At 31.7% G+C, this 18544-nt stretch carries 21 protein-coding genes; 8 read left to right on the plus strand and 13 right to left on the minus strand.

All coding sequences use genetic code 11. The features are described 5' to 3' along the window. Positions 1 to 548: 548 nt before the first annotated feature. From rplS to Q0921_RS00200, 5 genes are all read right to left on the minus strand, one after another. Complete coding sequence (gene rplS, locus Q0921_RS00180; protein ID WP_299251478.1) at positions 549 to 899, minus strand: 50S ribosomal protein L19; 351 nt, start codon at positions 897 to 899, stop codon at positions 549 to 551. A gap of 223 nt (positions 900 to 1122) precedes the next feature. Next, positions 1123 to 1800, minus strand: coding sequence for a tRNA (guanosine(37)-N1)-methyltransferase TrmD (trmD, locus tag Q0921_RS00185; protein ID WP_299251481.1), 678 nt, complete (start codon positions 1798 to 1800; stop codon positions 1123 to 1125). 61 nt (positions 1801 to 1861) lie between these two features. After that, positions 1862 to 2479: a tRNA (guanine-N1)-methyltransferase gene (locus Q0921_RS00190; RefSeq protein WP_299251484.1), complete on the minus strand. Its 618-nt coding sequence runs from the start codon at positions 2477 to 2479 to the stop codon at positions 1862 to 1864. A gap of 429 nt (positions 2480 to 2908) precedes the next feature. Beyond that, the gene (locus tag Q0921_RS00195) at positions 2909 to 4357 is read right to left on the minus strand and encodes a glyceraldehyde-3-phosphate dehydrogenase (protein ID WP_299251487.1); all 1449 of its coding nucleotides are present in this window, start codon (positions 4355 to 4357) and stop codon (positions 2909 to 2911) included. 135 nt (positions 4358 to 4492) lie between these two features. Then, on the minus strand, positions 4493 to 5911 hold the full coding sequence (locus Q0921_RS00200) for a trypsin-like peptidase domain-containing protein (protein WP_299251490.1): 1419 nt from the start codon (positions 5909 to 5911) through the stop codon (positions 4493 to 4495). A 166-nt stretch (positions 5912 to 6077) separates the two neighbouring features. Between Q0921_RS00200 and dapF the strand changes: the two genes are divergently transcribed. From dapF to Q0921_RS00220, 4 genes are all read left to right on the plus strand, one after another. Continuing rightward, positions 6078 to 6863 (plus strand): diaminopimelate epimerase, encoded by a 786-nt coding sequence (gene dapF / locus Q0921_RS00205; RefSeq protein ID WP_299251493.1) that lies wholly within the window; start codon positions 6078 to 6080, stop codon positions 6861 to 6863. After that, a complete protein-coding gene (locus Q0921_RS00210; RefSeq protein WP_299251496.1) occupies positions 6857 to 7384 on the plus strand; it encodes a GNAT family N-acetyltransferase in 528 nt (175 codons plus the stop codon). Before dapF ends, Q0921_RS00210 begins: the two co-directional genes overlap by 7 nt. After that, positions 7374 to 8417, plus strand: a complete 1044-nt coding sequence (mltG, locus tag Q0921_RS00215; RefSeq protein WP_299251499.1) for an endolytic transglycosylase MltG — start codon at positions 7374 to 7376, stop codon at positions 8415 to 8417. The genes Q0921_RS00210 and mltG overlap by 11 nt, the downstream gene beginning before the upstream one ends. A 351-nt stretch (positions 8418 to 8768) precedes the next feature. Next, entirely contained in the window at positions 8769 to 9407 is a 639-nt protein-coding gene (locus Q0921_RS00220) for a peptidoglycan-binding protein LysM (protein ID WP_299251502.1), read from the plus strand. Between the two features lie 14 nt (positions 9408 to 9421). On the opposite strand, the gene Q0921_RS00225 is transcribed toward Q0921_RS00220, so the two are convergent. The 3 genes from Q0921_RS00225 to dnaA form a co-directional block, all read right to left on the minus strand. Continuing rightward, entirely contained in the window at positions 9422 to 10153 is a 732-nt protein-coding gene (locus Q0921_RS00225; RefSeq protein WP_299251505.1) for an SAM-dependent methyltransferase, read from the minus strand. A gap of 225 nt (positions 10154 to 10378) precedes the next feature. Next, a complete protein-coding gene (locus Q0921_RS00230) occupies positions 10379 to 10831 on the minus strand; it encodes a low molecular weight protein-tyrosine-phosphatase (RefSeq protein ID WP_299251508.1) in 453 nt (150 codons plus the stop codon). A gap of 12 nt (positions 10832 to 10843) precedes the next feature. Beyond that, positions 10844 to 12271, minus strand: coding sequence for a chromosomal replication initiator protein DnaA (dnaA, locus tag Q0921_RS00235; protein ID WP_118456613.1), 1428 nt, complete (start codon positions 12269 to 12271; stop codon positions 10844 to 10846). Positions 12272 to 12462: 191 nt separating this feature from the next. Between dnaA and Q0921_RS00240 the strand changes: the two genes are divergently transcribed. Continuing rightward, positions 12463 to 12876 (plus strand): thioesterase family protein, encoded by a 414-nt coding sequence (locus Q0921_RS00240; protein WP_299251511.1) that lies wholly within the window; start codon positions 12463 to 12465, stop codon positions 12874 to 12876. On the opposite strand, the gene Q0921_RS00245 is transcribed toward Q0921_RS00240, so the two are convergent. From Q0921_RS00245 to Q0921_RS00265, 5 genes are read right to left on the minus strand one after another with little or no spacing between them, the layout of a single operon-like run. Continuing rightward, the gene (locus tag Q0921_RS00245) at positions 12865 to 13479 is read right to left on the minus strand and encodes a YigZ family protein (protein ID WP_299251514.1); all 615 of its coding nucleotides are present in this window, start codon (positions 13477 to 13479) and stop codon (positions 12865 to 12867) included. The genes Q0921_RS00240 and Q0921_RS00245 overlap by 12 nt on opposite strands. A 12-nt stretch (positions 13480 to 13491) precedes the next feature. Then, the gene (locus tag Q0921_RS00250) at positions 13492 to 14361 is read right to left on the minus strand and encodes an EamA family transporter (RefSeq protein WP_299251517.1); all 870 of its coding nucleotides are present in this window, start codon (positions 14359 to 14361) and stop codon (positions 13492 to 13494) included. Next, positions 14358 to 14966 (minus strand): HAD family phosphatase, encoded by a 609-nt coding sequence (locus Q0921_RS00255; protein ID WP_299251520.1) that lies wholly within the window; start codon positions 14964 to 14966, stop codon positions 14358 to 14360. Before Q0921_RS00255 ends, Q0921_RS00250 begins: the two co-directional genes overlap by 4 nt. Further along, on the minus strand, positions 14959 to 16002 hold the full coding sequence (gene ribD, locus Q0921_RS00260; RefSeq protein ID WP_299251522.1) for a bifunctional diaminohydroxyphosphoribosylaminopyrimidine deaminase/5-amino-6-(5-phosphoribosylamino)uracil reductase RibD: 1044 nt from the start codon (positions 16000 to 16002) through the stop codon (positions 14959 to 14961). Before ribD ends, Q0921_RS00255 begins: the two co-directional genes overlap by 8 nt. A 1-nt stretch (position 16003) precedes the next feature. Next, positions 16004 to 16468, minus strand: a complete 465-nt coding sequence (locus Q0921_RS00265; protein ID WP_299251525.1) for a hypothetical protein — start codon at positions 16466 to 16468, stop codon at positions 16004 to 16006. Positions 16469 to 16561: 93 nt separating this feature from the next. Between Q0921_RS00265 and Q0921_RS00270 the strand changes: the two genes are divergently transcribed. From Q0921_RS00270 to Q0921_RS00280, 3 genes are read left to right on the plus strand one after another with little or no spacing between them, the layout of a single operon-like run. Next, positions 16562 to 17047: a GNAT family N-acetyltransferase gene (locus tag Q0921_RS00270; protein ID WP_299251528.1), complete on the plus strand. Its 486-nt coding sequence runs from the start codon at positions 16562 to 16564 to the stop codon at positions 17045 to 17047. Positions 17048 to 17049: 2 nt separating this feature from the next. Further along, the gene (prmC, locus tag Q0921_RS00275) at positions 17050 to 17907 is read left to right on the plus strand and encodes a peptide chain release factor N(5)-glutamine methyltransferase (RefSeq protein WP_299251531.1); all 858 of its coding nucleotides are present in this window, start codon (positions 17050 to 17052) and stop codon (positions 17905 to 17907) included. A gap of 13 nt (positions 17908 to 17920) precedes the next feature. Beyond that, positions 17921 to 18511 (plus strand): TIGR00730 family Rossman fold protein, encoded by a 591-nt coding sequence (locus Q0921_RS00280; RefSeq protein WP_299251533.1) that lies wholly within the window; start codon positions 17921 to 17923, stop codon positions 18509 to 18511. The last annotated feature ends 33 nt before the right edge of the window (positions 18512 to 18544 follow it).

Below are 18544 nucleotides of genomic sequence, written 5' to 3' on the forward strand. Positions count from 1 at the left end.
TAATAACTTTCGTTAGTTTATACCAATATTTTCATTCCTGTTTTTGAGTAGATTTAAATTTGTAAAAGAAAATACGATGTTAACCTAAATACTACTCAAGAGACTATTGCGAACACTTATGTGTCTAAATTACTAATGTAATTTTTTGTTTTTTTATCCGAATAGCCCAATGCCACTTAAAATTAAAAAGGTGTCAAAACTTAATTTTTTCTTTTGAATTTCATTCTGAAATGATTTTAAAGAGAACCCTTAAATTTATTTCAACGATGTATTCAAAAAAATAACTTTCATTTTATATTTATCCTAATCTTAAGATGGTTTATGTAAATGTTCAAAGAACGTGTTTAGAAAGAATATATATCAGGAATCCTTGTGTCATCTTGATATTATGATATCATTTCTTTTATAAAAGTAGGTAAAATCAATTAATGGATCTATTTTTTGTATAACTTTAGTTATCAACTGGTTATGAACGTAAGTTGTTAACTTTTGTTCATAAAAAAAAGGTTGCTTTTTGGCAACCTTTTTTATTGTATAAGAAGTAATATTTAGCTTCTTTTTTCTCTGATACGTGCTTTTTTACCAGTAAGTTCTCTAAAGTAGAATATACGTGCTCTACGAACTTTACCTCTTTTATTAACTTCAATTTTCTGAAGTGCAGGTAGATTAACCGGAAAAATACGCTCTACACCTACAGTTCCAGACATTTTTCTAATTGTAAAAGTTTCAGTAGAACTAGAACCTCTTCTTTGGATTACAACTCCTCTGAAGAACTGTGTACGTGTCTTGTTTCCTTCTTTAATTTCGTAATATACTGTGATTGTGTCACCTGCTGAAAATTCAGGTAATTCCTTTCTTGTAACAAATTCGTCTTGTACGAATTTTACTAAATCTTCCATTTTTGAGATAGTTTACTTATGTTTTATTAAAGCAACATTCACGATTCTCGCCAGAGGTTGTTCTAATCAGGGTGCAAAAATAAGTATTTTTTGATAATTAGCAAGTGTTTTTTGAGATTATTACTTTTAATAAATGGAGTGATCTACATTTTTGAATTTCAGTTAAATATAATTTATTTTAAGCTCAATAACATCAAAATGTAATCAAGTAAAAAGTATAATTTTAATCATCCAATAAATCGGGTCTACGTTCTTCGGTTCTTTGATACGCTTGTTCCTCTCTCCAAGCTTCAATTTTTGGAAAATTCCCAGATGTTAGTACTTCCGGAACTTTCCATCCTTTGTAATCAGCTGGTCTTGTATATATTGGAGGCGCTAACAGATCATCTTGAAAAGAGTCCGTTAAAGCAGAAGTTTCATTACCTAGGACACCTGGAATTAGCCTGATAATTGCATCACACAGAATAAGAGCGCCTAATTCTCCTCCAGAAAGAACGTAATCTCCAACCGATATTTCTTTTGTGATAAAGTGATCCCGAACTCGTTGATCTACACCTTTATAGTGACCACATAGAATAATTAAATTCCCTTTTAATGATAGTTGATTTGCGATCCCTTGATTTAAGGTTTCTCCATCTGGTGTCATATAAATTATCTCGTCGTATGTCCTTGCAGCCTTTAAACCTGAGATGCATTTATCAATTGGTTCCACCATCATTACCATGCCCGCACCACCACCAAATTGATAGTCATCTACTTGTTTGTAGTTGTCAGTGGTGTAATCTCTAAGATTATGAAAATGAACTTCTACTAGTCCTTTTTCTATAGAACGCTTCATTATAGAAGCTTCAAAAGGACTTTTTAAAATATCAGGAACTACCGTAACTATGTCTATTCGCATCTTTTTTGATTAAGATTTGCAAAGATGCAAAACAATACATTAATAATCCAGAAAATTAGTATTACTTAGCCCCGGTTTTACGTTGCTTATTGATTTCATCCTGAAGTTTACGCATTACTTTTTGCTCTCTTTCTAAGGCTCTACGTCTGTGATCTTCGAATTCTGCTTCTGTTTCTGCTAAAGCTTTTTTGGCTTGAATTGTAACGGAGTTACTATTTTTAAATTTAAAAACAAAGAAGGCTAGTAGTGCTAAAAGTCCCCCAACAATAGTCCACATCATCGTTTTATAGCTACCCTTAGTAAATGAGATTCCAAGAAAAGTCATACTGTCTTTTTCTTCAGTAACAGAAGAGAGGTCTCCATTTGTTTTTGCTAGAGAGCTTTCCAGATTAGATATAGAGGTTTGTTGTTCGGTGATTTTTTGATTAGAGCTATTTAATTTAGCTTCTAATGTCTTAAGAGAATCAATGGTATTATCTTTTAGCTTATCTATCCAAACACGTTTAACTACTTTGTATTCTTGATACCTTCCGGATTTTTTGATTACAACATCAAATTGCGTCTGAATGTTTTCTTGTTGTAACGCTTGTTCTGCTGTTAGGTTCTCTTCTTGTGCCTGAATGGTTTCAAAAATGGGGAATAGAGTTATTAAAACTAATAGGTACTTTGATAATTTCATGTGTGAATTTTAATTGTTTTTAATGGTTGATTAAAACCTTAGGTTTGATGAAATAAACTTCATTTTACTTGCTTGATAAAGTTGTCCATTGTTCTAAAAGTCTTATTCTCTTTTGAGTTAGTCTTTAATTAATTTTAACGTTAATAAAGATACGATATTGTGAATAATTTAAAAGATTTAATATGTATAAATTATGGTTGCGTTCTCCAGGTTTCAGATTTAAATAAAAAGATGATATACTTTTTATGAATGATAGGGTGGTCGATTAATAATTCTACACGTCATTTTTGATATAAATAATTTGATGAGTGATATCCTAGTTTTCTAAAGATCTAACATTGGAAATTGATTAGCAAGTTTGTTGGATTAAAATTAAAGAGGGTGTCTTTTCAGGCACCCTCTTTAATTTTTTGTAAATAATTATATTTTTTAATAATACGTATAACGTCTTACTTTGGCAATATATTTTGATAATCTAATGACCTGATGGCTATATCCATATTCATTATCGTACCATACATATAGTATTGCATTTTTACCCTTAGCATCTACGATGGTTGCATTGCTGTCATATATGGATGGTGCAGATGAACCTACAATATCACTTGAAACTAATTCATTATCCAAAGAATATTTGATTTGTTCTACCAGATTACCTTCTAAAGCATATTTTTTGATGATAGCATTTATACTCTCTTTAGAGGTTTTTTTATCTAAATTAAGATTAAGAATTGCTAGAGATCCGTTAGGTACAGGTACCCTTATGGCATTAGAGGTTAGTTTTCCTTCAAAACTTGGTAATGCTTTAGAAACAGCTTTTCCGGCACCTGTTTCAGTGATTACCATATTTAAAGCAGCGGCGCGGCCTCTTCGGTATTTACTATGCATATTATCAACTAAATTTTGATCATTGGTATATGCATGTATGGTTTCTAGGTGTCCATTTACGACTCCAAAACTTTCATCTATAGCTTGTAAAATAGGAGTAATTGCATTGGTAGTGCAAGATGCTGCGGAAAAGATATCTACTTTATCTGGACTATGCTCTTTATGGTTTACACCATGTACAATGTTAGGAATTCCTTTTCCTGGAGCAGTAAGTAAAACTTTATCAATTCCTTTGGCTATCAAATGTCGGCTTAAAGCCTCTTTGTCTCTAAAGGCTCCAGTATTATCTATTAATAGTGCGTTATCAATTCCAAAAGAAGTGTAATCTATATCTTCAGGGTTATTGGCACTTATAATTTTTACAGTAGTTCCGTTTATGATTAAAGAACTATTTGCTATATCCGGTTCTACTAACCCAGCAAATTCCCCATGAACAGAGTCATTTCTTAATAGAGAAGCTCTTTTTTCTAAAATTTCTTCTGTAATAGATCCTCTGGTTACAATAGCTCTTAATCTTAATTGACTTCCTTTTCCGGTAATAGTCATAAGTTCTCTTGCAACTAAACGGCCAATACGTCCAAAACCATAAAGAACTACATCTTTAGGAGAAATGTTTTTAAATTCTTTAGCGTCTTTTAGTTTGTTCATAACAAAACTAGTTGCAGAATCAAATTCATTACTAGCAAGATGATACTCGTATGTAAGTTTGCCAATATCTAATTTGGCAGGAGGTAAATCCATTAATTTAATAGCTTGGGCAATTTCTACAGAGTCAAAAATCGAAATTGGTTTTTGTACAAACTCACCGGCGTATTCGTGTAAATTAAGAATTTCACTTACATTTTTATCAATTAACTGGTTACGAAACAGTACTAATTCGATAGAATTGTCGTACCATAAATCGCTTACGGTTTTAATAAAAGCCACTGTAGCGCGGCGTCTGTCTGCCTGAAAGGCAAGTTCTTTCTCATAAACTTCGTTAGAACTCATAATGTGTTGTGTTTTACAATCTTAAAATTTCGCGCAAAAGTATAAATTTCAAACGTTTTCGTAAAGCTTTTTAAATAAAAAAATCCCATTACTTTTTGCGAGCAACGGGATTGTTGATTTTATAAGGTATTATGTTTAATTTTGAAAAACAAATTCACGTTTTTCTCCATCTCGATCTATTAAGCTAATAGTGATGTCTTCTTCAGGGTATTTACTTTCTAGAATCTGTTTTACTTGTAAAACATTTTTAACTTTTTTTCCGTCAATTTCACTAATAATCAATCCCTCTAGATTGTAACGTTGCATTTTTTGGCTCAAAGCTTTACTTATTATCACACCATGATCCAAGTTGAATTTTTTCAGATATTCTGGGTTTGGATTAGCTACTTCTACACCAACATCTTCAATATTATATCTTTGGATTACATATTTGGATAATGTTACAGGCAAATTTAGTTCATCGTTTTCGCGTTTAATTTTTACATTAATTACATCATCGGGATTTTTTGTGTTTACATAACCGGTTAAATCAGAGAATTTTTTAATTCTTATACCATCTATTTCTTTAATGATATCTCCAACTTTAAGTCCAGCTTTTTTTGCACCACTATCTTCTCCTACATTCGTGATAAACACACCTTGAGTTTCTTTTAAATTGTATTTTGCTTTAATTTCCGAAGTTAGATTATCTCCATTTATTCCAAGTATTCCTTTTTGTACATCTCCGAATTCTAAAATATCTTCTACGATTTTACGAGTGTTGTTGGAAGGTACGGCAAAAGCATAGCCTACGTAACTACCGGTTTGAGAGGTGATAGCGGTATTAATTCCAATTAGTTCTCCATTAATGTTTACTAATGCACCACCACTATTACCAGGGTTTATAGCCGCATCTGTTTGTATAAATGATTGAAAGTTAGTGTCATATTCATTTAGATCCCTGGATTTTGCACTTATAATACCAGCTGTCACTGTAGAGGTTAAGTTAAAGGGATTACCTACAGCTAATACCCATTCACCTATTTTAGCATTATTAGAATCCCCAAAAGGTATATAGGTTAACTTTTCGTTAGTATTAATTTTAATTAAAGCAATGTCTGATTGTGGAGCAGTACCTATTATTTCTGCTTTGTAAGATTTGTTATTGTTTAAGGTTACCTCTAGATCAGTAGCGCCATCTATAACGTGATTATTAGTTACTATATATCCATCTTCGGTGATAATTACGCCAGAGCCTGCTCCCTGAATTCTTCTTTCTTTAGTTCCTCCATTCCTAAAATACTCCATAAGATTTCTGGGGTTCTTAGTAGTTCCATATTGTTTGACGTGAACCACTGCATTTACTGTTTTTTCTGCAGCTATTGTAAAATCAGTATTTGTGTTTGCTGCATTTAAATTGGTAGTGGTATATGATGCCGGAATTAATGATGTGCTTGGTGCAGTTTCATTTTTAGTAGAAACAACAGCTTCAGGTTCTAAAAAAGTTTTGTAGGCTCCTAATGTGATTACACCTGCTAAAATAGCGACAACCAATAAGTTCAAAAATCTTTTCATCTTCTTTTCTTTTTTTATTTAATTTGACTAGTACTATAGTATAGACTCTTAATAACTATTAAAATTACAACTATCGTATATTTTTTTTTGATATTTAACGCTCTATTAACAACGATAATATGGTTACTTTCTTTGTACCTTTGTCCTTTATAATTGAACAAGAATAATGAATCTTACTTTTTATAAATACCAAGGAACTGGTAATGATTTTGTAATCATCGATAATAGACAATCAATTTTAACCAAAAATAATACCAAAATTTTCGCAAGACTTTGTGACAGAAAATTTGGGATAGGAGCAGATGGATTAATGTTATTGGAACTTCCTGAAAATGATGAAGACGATTTTACGATGGTGTATTTTAATGCAGATGGTAATCAGAGTTCTATGTGTGGTAATGGCGGAAGATGTCTTGTGGCATTTGCAGCGTTTCTGGGTGTTATAGATGATAAAGCTACATTTACCGCTATAGATGGAAAACATAAAGCAGAAATTAAAGATGGATTGGTTTATTTACAAATGCAAGATGTTTTAGAGATAAAGCAGTATGAATCACATCTTTTCTTGGATACCGGTTCTCCTCATCACGTTACTATGGTGGATAATTTAATAGACTATGATGTTGCAAATATTGGGCGTGAAATTAGAAATGGAGCACCTTATTTCGATACGGGGAGTAATGTTAATTTTGTGGAGAAAGCAGGAGAGAATTTATTTACAGTAAGAACTTATGAAAGGGGAGTAGAAGATGAAACTTTATCTTGTGGAACTGGAGTTACTGCGGTAGCATTATCTATGTATACAACAAAGATGACAGATAAAGAAGAGGTTAATATTAAAACTCCTGGAGGAAAATTAAAAGTTACTTTTAGGGAAACTGCTAATGGATACGAAGATATATTTCTTATTGGTCCAGCAGAACAAGTTTTTAAAGGAGAGATTACATGTTAACACTTAAGGGTGAGCATATTTATTTAAGGGCATTAGAGCCAGAAGATCTTGATTTTGTTTATCTGATAGAAAATGATGAACGAATATGGGAGATGAGTACTACGCAGACACCCTATTCTAGATTTTTGATAAAGCAATATTTAGAGAATGCGCATCAAGATATTTATGATGTTAAACAGTTACGACTTGTAATATGTTCTTACGATGAAGCTGCGTTAGGGCTTATTGATTTATTTGATTTTAATCCAACTCATAATAGGGCAGGTGTTGGTATTCTTATTGCAGAAAAGGAATATCGAGGTAAAGGTTATGGAAAAGAAGCTTTGAATCTTATTAAAAATTATGGTAAAACCCATCTTCGCCTGCATCAATTATATGCTAATATTGCGGATGATAATGTAGCAAGTATCAAATTGTTTGAAGAAGAGGGTTTTGAAAAAATAGGAATAAAAAAAGAATGGAACCTTGTTGATGGTGTCTATAAGGATGAACTTTTATATCAACTCATATATGTACATTAAGAAATTATTATTGTTAATAGCCGTAATAGGTTTAATTGTAGGTGGATTGTTTGCGTATTATGTATATCAAGCAGTTTTTTCTCCTAATACAAGTTTTGAAACAGAAACAACTACAGTATATATCCCTTCAGGAACAACTTATCCCGAATTTAGAAAAATTATATATCCTTTACTTAAGAATACTTCGAGCTTTGATAAAATCGCTAATAAAAAAGGATACACTAGTAAAGTGAAAGCAGGAAGATATATTTTGAAAAAAGGTTTAAATAATAACGAGCTTGTTGATCTTTTGAGAAGCAAAAATACACCTATCCAATTGAGTTTTAATAATCAAGAAAGGTTAGAGAACCTAGCTGGTAGAGTTGCGCAACAAATAGAAGCGGATAGTATATCACTTATGAATGCTTTTAAGGATGAAGCTTTTATTAAAGAGAAAGGTTTTACGATTGATAATGCTTTAGCAATGTATATTCCTAATAAATATGAGTTTTTTTGGAACACATCGGCAGAACAGTTTAGAAATCGTATGTTAAAGGAGTATGCACTTTTTTGGAATGACAAAAGAAAAGAAAAAGCAAAGAATATTGGTTTAACTTATAATGAAGTGACTACGGTCGCTTCGATTGTTCAAAAAGAAACGGCTAAGGTGGATGAACGTCCAAGAGTAGCAGGGGTATATATGAACCGCTATAAAAATGGATGGAAGTTGGATGCAGATCCTACCGTTATTTATGCACTTAAAAAACATAAAAACAATTGGGATATTGTAATAAAAAGGGTGTTATATAAAGACTTGGAGTTGGATAGCCCTTATAATACCTATAAGTACAAAGCTTTGCCTCCTGGGCCAATTGCTATGCCAGATATTTCTTCTATTGATGCTGTTTTAAATCATGAAAAACACGACTATTACTTCTTTGTGGCTAATGTAGAAAATTTCGGCTATCACAAATTTGCTAAGACCTTAGCGCAGCATGCTAGGAATAAAAAACAGTATGTAAATTGGATCAATAAACAAGGTGTAAAACGCTAGGATTTGCCTTGTATTTTTGTAGGAAAAAAATAAGTTTTTTCTCATTTAAGAAGTAATTTCCATTAATTTATTAACAATATCGTTTGAAACACTGTGGATTACTCAGTATTCTTGTCTTTTATTTTTTATCGATTAAAATTAACTATTTGACGTTTAAATACAAGTTTTAATGCTTTTTGTGTTGTTATCTGTCATTTTTTAACGTTTTTTTTAGTGTAAAATACTGTTTTTCAGTGTTATAATAAATTTAACATGTGATTATGTGTTCTTTAAAATAAAGCCGTATATTTGCACCGCAAAAATTTAAGTAGAGGGGAACGTCTTTTTGATGTCTACTTAGAAAATTTTTATATGATAAAAAGGATAATTGGACTTTTTGTAATTCTTACAATCGGGGGAATCGTTTTAGTAAGTTTTACACCAAAAAATCGCACAGATTTAAGCTCATACAGCACTGCTGGTTTAGATCTTTATTATATCGCTCCTAACTTTAACGAGATAGAGGATGATTTGTTAGACAATTTTATTTACCCAGAATTAGGTAAGTCTTATGTTGGTTTTAAGGAAGCTTTAGCTTTTAAAGAATCACGTGGAGATTATGGAGTTGTAAATCAATTTGGGTATATGGGGAAATATCAATTTGGTATTGGGACCCTTGCGATGATCGGAATAAAAAACAAAAACACTTTTCTTAATAATCCTGAACTTCAAGAAAGAGCGTTCTACGCGAATCTTTCTAGGAACAAATGGATTTTACGCAGAGATTTAAAATGGTTTGTGGGTAAACGAATGAATGGTGTACTTGTTACTGAGTCAGGAGTATTAGCTGCTGCACATCTTTCAGGGCCAGGTGCTGTAAAAAAATATTTACGTAGCGGTGGGGTAGATGGCTTTGCAGATGCATTTGGTACAACAATTCGTTATTATATGAAGCGTTTTTCTGGATTTGATACATCTTTTGTTATTCCTAATAGAAAAGCAAAAGCTTAATTTTGTTCTTTATCCTAAAGATCTCTTTGAATAATAAAGATAGTTGGTTTTTTATGTAGCTCTATATCTTCATTTTTCCATTCTCCAACAGTTTTGGTAACAATGTATTCTGTAGTTAGTGTGATGTCACTAGCAATACATAATCTGGTATTGGGATTAAGAAAGGAAACAAGATCTGCAAGCATTTTGTCATTTCTGTAAGGAGTTTCAATAAAAATTTGTGCTTGATCTTTTTCTAAAGAATTTTTTTCAAGAGATTTTATCGTAGTTTTTCTTTCGCTTTTGTCGATAGGAAGATATCCGTTAAAACAGAAATTCTGTCCATTCATACCGCTACTCATCATTGCCAGAAATATGGAAGATGGTCCTACTAGTGGAGTTACCTGAATTCCTTTTTCGTGGGCTAGTCTTACTACTTCTGCACCTGGGTCGGCAATTCCAGGACATCCAGCATCAGATAGCAGTCCTATGGACTCCCCGTTAAGGCAAGGCGCTAGATAATTGGGTATTTCTGAGGTATCCGTATATTTGTTTACTGAATGAATAATAAGAGAGCGTTGGGATTTACTTGGGCTAACTTTTTTTATAAAACGTCTTGCTGGTTTTTCGTTTTCAACTATATAGTGATTAACCTGTTCTAAAACTTTCTTTATAGAAATAGGTAATACTTCAAGAGGTACATCATCACCTAGTCTTGTTGGTATTAAATATAATTTTCCTTTTGGATCTAGGGGTTTTGATTCCATAGTTTATAAAATAACTAGTTTTGATTAGATGAACTTTGTTTTGCGCCTATTCTAATATTGCTAATTGTGATTTCAAATAGCTTGGTCCAAATTGATTTAGATTTGTTTTTAAGAAGAGTCAAATTTGGATAAAAAGTTAAAGTCTTTTTCAATTAATAATATATTTAAGCTAGATTAACTGTTATTAAATATACAAAAACTTTGTTTTTTTATGCTTAATTTCTCTTATAGCTTTTTAATTATGTGGTCACAGGCTTCGTTTAACATATCGAATACGTCTTCAAAACCTTGCTCTCCTCCGTAATATGGATCTGGAACGTCTAAATTTTCGTTAGGTTCTAATTCCTTTAGAATAAGTGTTACCTTTTCTTTATCATTATTATTGCGAGCAAGTTTTATAATATCACTATAATTAGAATGATCCATTGGATATATGAAATCATAAGTATCAAAATCACTTACTTTAAACTGCGCAGCTCTTTGATTGGTAATATCAATTCCATGTTTTCGAGCAGTTTCTATAGATCTTATATCAGGTTTGCCTCCGATATGATAGTTACTAGTGCCGCAGGAGTCTACTTGGAATTTTCTAGGATCAAGTTTGGAAGCTAAAATTCCTTCTGCTAATGGTGACCTACAGATATTTCCAAGGCACACCATTAAAATTTTAATCTTCATGTAAATTAAAAATTAAAGAGTAAGTTTTTTACCTAGATCTTCCACGTACTTGCGAAATTGTTTGTCCGTAGAGGATAAGTTGTCTACAGTTTTACAAGCATGAAGTACTGTTGCATGATCTCTTTTTCCAATTTGTGTACCAATACTCGCTAATGAAGCTTTGGTTAGTTTTTTAGCAAAAAACATAGCTAACTGACGAGCTTGCACGATATGACGTTTACGTGTTTTGGACTGTAAAGTTTCTACATCCATCTGGAAATAATCACTAACTACTTTTTGTATGTAATCAATCGATACTTCTCTTTTGGTGTTTTTAACATAATTATCTACAATCGCCTTAGCAAGATCAATCGTAATATCTTTTTTATTGAAAGAGGAATGGGCAATTAACGAAATAATGGCTCCTTCTAATTCGCGAATATTAGTTTTGATGTTATTTGCTAAAAACTCTACAATATCTTCTGGCATCTCAACACCGTCACGATATAACTTGTTTTTTATGATAGAAATTCTAGTTTCAAAATCTGGTTGGTGCAATTCGGCGGATAATCCCCACTTAAAACGAGAAAGCAATCGTTGTTCTATATCCTGCATATCTACAGGAGCTTTATCACTAGTGAGTATTACTTGTTTTCCGTTTTGATGTAAATGATTGAATATATGGAAGAATACATCTTGTGTTCCTGCTTTTCCAGATAACAACTGAATATCGTCAACAATTAATACATCAATAATCTGGTAGAAATGTATAAAATCATTTCTATTATTCTTTTTTACAGATTCGATATATTGCTGTGTGAATTTCTCAGCTGAAATATATAGCACTGTTTTTTCTGGATAATTATCTTTTATGTTCACACCAATTGCGTGAGCAAGATGTGTTTTTCCTAATCCTACACCTCCAAATATTAATAAAGGGTTAAAAGAAGTTCCTCCAGGTTTGTTGGCTACAGCCATTCCAGCTGATCTTGCCAGTCTGTTAGAATCTCCTTCTAAGAAGTTATCAAAATTATAGCTTGGATTTAACTGAGACTCGATTTTTACATTTCTGATTCCAGGAATTACAAATGGATTTTTAAGTTCAGGATTTTTACTTTTAATAGGTACATCAACTTCCTGAGAACTTACAGCTGTTCTGTTAGAACTTGGTATTTTCTCAGTAAATGGTTTTTTGTTACCATAAGTGTTTTCCATTTTAATAATATATACCAACTTAGCAGTTTCTCCTAATTCTCTAGTAAGAGATACCTTAAGAAGATTTACATAATGTTCTTCTAGCCATTCATAGAAAAATTTACTAGGTACTTGAATACTTAAAGCGCTATCCGTAAGCTTTACAGCTTTAATAGGTTCAAACCAGGTTTTAAAAGCTTGGGGAGTAATGTTGTCCTCTATAAAAGACAGGCAATTATCCCAAACTGATTGCGCAGTTATATTCATTAGAGTGGTTAGATTACTTTTATTAGGTTATTAACGGAAAATTGTTGAAAAAGTTCCTTCTTTTTTTGCTTGACAAATATGTGAACAAAAAATGTAAAAAAAAAACGATTTAGGGGTTGAATTTTAATTATTTTTTTCGCATACTTTAATATCTGCAATTTTGCATAATTCATCTTTTCTTTGTTAAAAATATGTCAATCATTTCTGAAACTTTATTAAAAGTTAGATATTCTGAAACCGATCAAATGGGGGTTGTCCATCACGGTAATTACGCGCAATACTTAGAATTAGCCCGAATTGACTGGTTATCCAGATTAGGTGTTTCTTATAAATCTATGGAAGAAAGCGGTATTATGCTTCCTGTATTTACAATAGATTTTAAATTTAAGAAATCTGCTTTCTTTGACGATGAATTAACTGTTAAAACTTTACTGAAGAAAATTCCTACAGCTCGAATCGTTTTCGATTACGAAATTTATAATCAAAACCAAGATTTATTAACAATTGCCTCTACTACCTTAGTATTTGTTAATACTAAAACAAGAAAACCGATTTTATGCCCCACTTATTTGCTAGAAATTATTGAAAAAGCATTAATCGCCTAATCTGTTTATTTCTACTTCGTACAACGTTGAGAAAAGATCATTTATTTCATTCGCAATGTTTTTTCTTACGGAAATAAATAATTGGCAATCTAATTCTAGTTTTTGATTAGTTATAATAAGCTGACGTTCTTTGATAATTCGCATCACTTTATTCATGTTTTTATATTCAAAAGTGATACAGAAATTAATATTAATGGTCTTTTCTTTAATTTCAGATGCTTCTAGTGCCAATTGTGCTGCAGTTCTGTAGGCATTGATCAATCCGCCAACACCAAGTTTAACACCTCCAAAATAGCGAACCACTATCACTAGAATGTTAGTTGTCTTAGAAGATTGAATCTGACCATAAATTGGTTGGCCTGCAGAATTAGATGGTTCTCCATCATCATTACTACGATATCGTATGTTTTCTGTTCCTAATTGCCAGGCATAACACCAATGCCTTGCAGCATGATGTTGTTTTTTCAGTGAATCAATAATTGGTTTCACCTCTTCTTCTGAAGTAATTGGAAACGAGTATCCAAAGAATTTACTGTTTTTATCTTTAAACAGTGCTTCTTCTCCCGGAATATCAATAGTTTTATAAGTATCTGTAGTATCCAATTTTTTTTACAGTTAAATAGAAAAAGTAACCAGCAAGATACTGAATATTGCTAGTATAATTCCAATCCAGTTTTTTAGAATCAACCTTTCTTTGAAAAAAAGAATTCCAACAAATGTAGAAACTAATAGTATAGCAACGTTATTAATAATGAATACAGTGGAGCTATCCATGTTTTCATTTCGTAATGCTTGAATTAGAAAGTATATAGAAAAGTAATTAGGGATGCCTAAACAGATTCCTGCAATGATGTTTTTAGTTGTTATCTTAAGAGTCCCTTTTATTGCTTGATATATTAGTATAAGGATTCCTAATATAGCAGCAAAACCAAAAATAGTGGCAGAAAAAACTGGGATATCCATTTTTGCTACATAATTAGTTTCCATAAACTTTAGACTAGTATCTATTATACCACCACCAATGAACACTAATAAAGGATAAATTAGATTCTCTTTTTTTATTGAAATTCCTCCAACGGTTTTCATAGAAGTCATATAAACTGCAATCAAAGCTATTGCAATCCCGATAAGTTTTATGATTCCGGTACTTTCGTTATATGCAATGATTCCGAATATAACAGGTATCGCAACACTCATTTTACTTGCTACAGCTGCTACAGAAAGGCCATTTTTTTGAGTGGTAATAGCCATGAAGTTAAACACTAAAATAAAGATGAATCCTAAAATAATAGTTCCGTAAAACCAGTTAGATTGAATGATGATATCGACCCTGATAGGTTTAGTATAAGCAATTAATCCAGAAACGCAGGCAACCACATAATTAACAATAATTGCTTGTAAGGTGTCTACATTATATTTTGCAAATAGTTTGAAAGTAATTAGAATGCAGCTTGAAGCTAATATGCTTAATAAAAGATATGTCAAAATAAATTAGATTTTATGGAGAACAGCTTTGTGATATCCTCGATTTTTGGATTGTTATTCCATACGTTGATACCTAATTGTTTTGCAGCGTTTGTATTTGCAAATGTATCATCAATAAAAATAGTTTCTGAAGGGGTTATCCTATGATTGTCTAATACAAACTTAAAAATATCTTGATTTGGCTTTCTTAGGTTAATTTCATGTGATAGATAAAAAGCGTCAAAACAAGATTTAAAATCGTAATAAAATGATATATTTTCTTTAATCCAATCAATGTGTAATTCATTCGTATTGCTTAGTAAAATTAATTGGTACTTCTTTTCAATTGCTAGTTTTTGAATGAACTCTAAGCGATGTTTAGGAAAATCTTTTAGAATAGCATTCCATACATCTATTAATTGCTTTTCGGAAGTGTTTGGTAATAGTTTTCGGTAATAATTTATAAATTCTGTTGTAGTGATATTACCAGTCTCATAGGATTCATTAATGAATTCTAATTCTTTGGTAATCGAAGTTAAGCCTAATTTAGAGAGTTCTTTTTCTGTTGCTAGTTTATCAAGATTGATAAAAACATCTCCAAAATCAAAAATAATAGTCTTAATCATTTTGATATATCTTTAAAGTATCTGTTATAATTTTTTTTTGAAAAATAGATTTGGCTTTAAGTATTGGAGCTTTTGTTCCTTTTGAAAAAGTATTTATTCCAGTAAATACACGTGCTTCATCCCAGAGATTCGCATCGATAAAAGATTGAATAGTGTAACTTCCACCTTCAATAATTACAGATTGAATTTCCTTTTTATGGAGAATATTACAAATCTTCTGAACTACATCACTTCTAGAATTAATAGTTTCATATACTAAGGTGTCACTGCTCTGTTTTTTGTGATTTTCAGAGGTAATTACAATTGTTTTTACAGTTTTGTCAATAATAGCAGAGTCTTCAGGGATTTTACCAGAAAGGTCGATCAGGATTCTAATAGGATCTTTTCCAGACCAATCTCGTGTAGTGAGTTTTGGGTTATCTTCTATAACCGTTTTATTTCCTGCTAAAATAGCGTGTTCTTCTGCTCGCCATTTATGAACTAGCTGTCTTGAATAGGGATTCGTAATCCATACGGGTGCTCTTTTTGCAGTCTTTTCTGGGCTAATAAAGCCATCAGATGTTTGCGCCCATTTTAGGATAATATAAGGGCGTTTTTTATTGTGAAAAGTAAAAAAGCGTTTGTGATGTGCTTGACATTCGTTTTCTAAAATTCCAACAATAACTTCACATCCAGCATTTTTTAGTTTTTTGATACCTCTTCCTGCAACTTTACTATGCGTGTCGATAGTTCCGATTACTACATTGGGTATTTTGTGTTGGATAATAAGGTCGCTACAGGGAGGTGTTTTTCCAAAATGTGAACAAGGTTCTAAAGTCACATATATAGTGGCTTCTTTTAAAATTGACTTGTCTTTTACAGAGTTTATGGCATTTACTTCGGCGTGATTATAACCATAAGCACTTGTGTACCCTTCACCAATAATAATTTGGTTATGAACAATAACACAACCAACCATTGGATTTGGTCTTGCGTTGCCCAACGCATTTGTTGCAATTTGTAGGCAACGACTTATATATTTTTCGTGTATATTCACCTTATTGATTTAGAGATATTTTTTGTTCTTTATCAATTTTGTATGGATAAGAAAAATTTCCAAAATGATACCTGATACTGCCTTTATACTGAATTAGAAGTGAATCGGTTTGTACCATTTTAATTACACTGCTCAAAAGATTGTTTTTGTTTTCTTCATAAATTTTAGATAAAGAAAATGTGCCTTCTAATGGAATTGTAAATTCTTTTCTTAAAGGAATATCAAATTCTTGAGAAGATATAGTACCCACATCTATGTTATCAACAAAAACATGAATGTCATCGACAGAAAGTTTTCCGTTTAGGTTATTTGGATTGTTAAAAACAGCATCAGCCTTGATAGTTATATTGCGCATACTGATATTTTTAACATCAATATTCGTTATATATTTAAACTCAGGTTTTTTAGATATAGAGCAGCCTATTATTACTGCGAATATTGTTGATAATAATAAAAGCTTCTTCATTGATTACTATGTAGATTTCATGTATATTTCATCTGATTAAAAAGATAAAAGATCATTAGTTTTTAGATTAACAAAAGTAGTATTTATATTATAATGAGTACCATAAAAATTCGTTCAGTTGCTCCGGGAGATAATAAGGCTTTAGCTCAAGTCATTAGGGATGTTTTAATAGAGATGGGAGTCCCTAAAGTGGGGACTGCATATGAAGATGAGGCTTTAGATATTATGTATGAAACTTATGCGACTCCTAGAAAAATATATTATGTAGTAGAAGATAACGGGAGGATTATTGGAGGAGCTGGGATTGCTCAATTAGAAAATGAAAGTTCAGAAATCTGTGAGTTACAGAAAATGTATTTTCTTCCAGAAGCTAGAGGAAAAGGGATAGGTTCTAAAATGATGAATAAGTGTTTGGAATTTGCTAAAGAACAGGGGTTTACTAAATGTTACTTAGAAACAATGCCTTATATGAAAGATGCCAGAAAACTATATGGTAAAGTAGGATTTGCATCTCTCGATGCCCCAATGGGTGATACTGGTCATTATAGTTGTCAAGCTTGGATGATAAAAGAATTATAAGTTTGAAAATCAAAGATCTCAGAAAAGATTTTATAGATTCTTTGTCCAGTTTGTATGAAGCTGACGAAATATTATCTTTTTTTTACATACTTACTGAAAAAATTTTAGGGTTGAAACGTGTTGGTGTAGCCATGGCTTTGGATAAAGTGGTTAAAGAAAACGAAATATTACACTTTATTCATGCTAGAAACCGACTAGAAAACCAGGATCCAATTCAATACATTGTAGGAGATACAGAGTTTTATGGACTATTGTTTAAAGTTGATAAAAACGTATTAATTCCAAGGCCAGAAACTGAAGAATTAGTGGATTGGATTATAAAGGATTGTAAAAGTAAAGAGGGAAGTAGGAAAATAAAGATTTTAGATATCGGAACCGGTAGTGGATGTATTGCAATTTCATTAGCTAAAAATTTACCAGAAGCAGAAGTATATGCAATTGATGTTTCAGAAGAAGCGCTTAAAATTGCTAATGCAAATGCCGTTCATAATAATGTTGAAATAAATTTTCTAAGAGAAGATATACTTAGATTGGATGCGCTAGAAGATGTTTTTGACATAATAGTTTCTAACCCGCCATATGTTCGAGAGCTCGAAAAACAAGAAATAAAGCCTAATGTGTTAGAAAATGAACCCCATTTGGCACTTTTTGTTTCAGATCAAGATCCATTAATTTTTTACAGAACAATTACTTCATTAGCAAAAAAGAATCTGGTTGCAGGAGGTTTGTTATATTTTGAAATTAATCAATATCTTGGAATCGAAACCAAAAATATGATTGAGAGATATGGGTTCCAGTATGTAACTTTATGTAAAGATTTGTATAACAATGATCGTATGATACGAGCAGTTTTAATTTAAATATGCATAGCTTATGAATAACTTAACTTCTATTTGTGTCTTTTGCGGAAGCAGTGAAGGTAATGATGTCAAAGTGATTGATGAAGCATTACTATTGGGAGAAAAAATGGCTCAGCAAGATATAACTCTTGTGTATGGAGCGGCAAAAATTGGAGTCATGGGTAAAGTAGCAGAAGGGGCGCTTACTCAAAAAGGGAAAGTGATAGGAGTGATCCCTGATTTTCTAAAACTAAAAGAAGTAGTTCATTTAGGACTGACAGAATTAATCACTACGGATAATATGCATGAACGTAAAATGAAAATGCAAGAACTTAGTAATGGGTTTATTACATTGCCCGGAGGTTTTGGAACGCTAGAGGAGTTGTTCGAGATTATTACTTGGTCACAATTAGGATTACATCAAAAACCTATAGGTCTGCTAAATATTAATGGTTTTTATGACCATTTGTTACAGTTGTTGGAGAATATGGTACGCAATGGTTTTTTAAAAATGGATAATTATGAATTACTGTTAGTTGATGATGATATTGATCGTTTATTACAAAAAATGCGAGAATTTAAACCTGCTCAAGTGCCAAAATGGTTAAAAACCGATAGAACATAGGTATAAGTCATAAATAAAAATACTGATACCGGA

This window comes from uncultured Aquimarina sp. (assembly GCF_947496855.1).
In the GTDB taxonomy this organism is placed as follows: domain Bacteria; phylum Bacteroidota; class Bacteroidia; order Flavobacteriales; family Flavobacteriaceae; genus Aquimarina.

Bases quoted from the DNA above. Each gene is read 5' to 3' on its own strand.
- rplS (WP_299251478.1), bottom strand. From the start codon at position 899: ATGGAAGATTTAGTAAAATTCGTACAAGACGAATTTGTTACAAGAAAG.
- trmD (WP_299251481.1), bottom strand. From the start codon at position 1,800: ATGCGAATAGACATAGTTACGGTAGTTCCTGATATTTTAAAAAGTCCT.
- Q0921_RS00190 (WP_299251484.1), bottom strand. From the start codon at position 2,479: ATGAAATTATCAAAGTACCTATTAGTTTTAATAACTCTATTCCCCATT.
- Q0921_RS00195 (WP_299251487.1), bottom strand. From the start codon at position 4,357: ATGAGTTCTAACGAAGTTTATGAGAAAGAACTTGCCTTTCAGGCAGAC.
- Q0921_RS00200 (WP_299251490.1), bottom strand. From the start codon at position 5,911: ATGAAAAGATTTTTGAACTTATTGGTTGTCGCTATTTTAGCAGGTGTA.
- dapF (WP_299251493.1), top strand. From the start codon at position 6,078: ATGAATCTTACTTTTTATAAATACCAAGGAACTGGTAATGATTTTGTA.
- Q0921_RS00210 (WP_299251496.1), top strand. From the start codon at position 6,857: ATGTTAACACTTAAGGGTGAGCATATTTATTTAAGGGCATTAGAGCCA.
- mltG (WP_299251499.1), top strand. From the start codon at position 7,374: ATGTACATTAAGAAATTATTATTGTTAATAGCCGTAATAGGTTTAATT.
- Q0921_RS00220 (WP_299251502.1), top strand. From the start codon at position 8,769: ATGATAAAAAGGATAATTGGACTTTTTGTAATTCTTACAATCGGGGGA.
- Q0921_RS00225 (WP_299251505.1), bottom strand. From the start codon at position 10,153: ATGGAATCAAAACCCCTAGATCCAAAAGGAAAATTATATTTAATACCA.
- Q0921_RS00230 (WP_299251508.1), bottom strand. From the start codon at position 10,831: ATGAAGATTAAAATTTTAATGGTGTGCCTTGGAAATATCTGTAGGTCA.
- dnaA (WP_118456613.1), bottom strand. From the start codon at position 12,271: ATGAATATAACTGCGCAATCAGTTTGGGATAATTGCCTGTCTTTTATA.
- Q0921_RS00240 (WP_299251511.1), top strand. From the start codon at position 12,463: ATGTCAATCATTTCTGAAACTTTATTAAAAGTTAGATATTCTGAAACC.
- Q0921_RS00255 (WP_299251520.1), bottom strand. From the start codon at position 14,966: ATGATTAAGACTATTATTTTTGATTTTGGAGATGTTTTTATCAATCTT.
- Q0921_RS00265 (WP_299251525.1), bottom strand. From the start codon at position 16,468: ATGAAGAAGCTTTTATTATTATCAACAATATTCGCAGTAATAATAGGC.
- Q0921_RS00270 (WP_299251528.1), top strand. From the start codon at position 16,562: ATGAGTACCATAAAAATTCGTTCAGTTGCTCCGGGAGATAATAAGGCT.
- Q0921_RS00280 (WP_299251533.1), top strand. From the start codon at position 17,921: ATGAATAACTTAACTTCTATTTGTGTCTTTTGCGGAAGCAGTGAAGGT.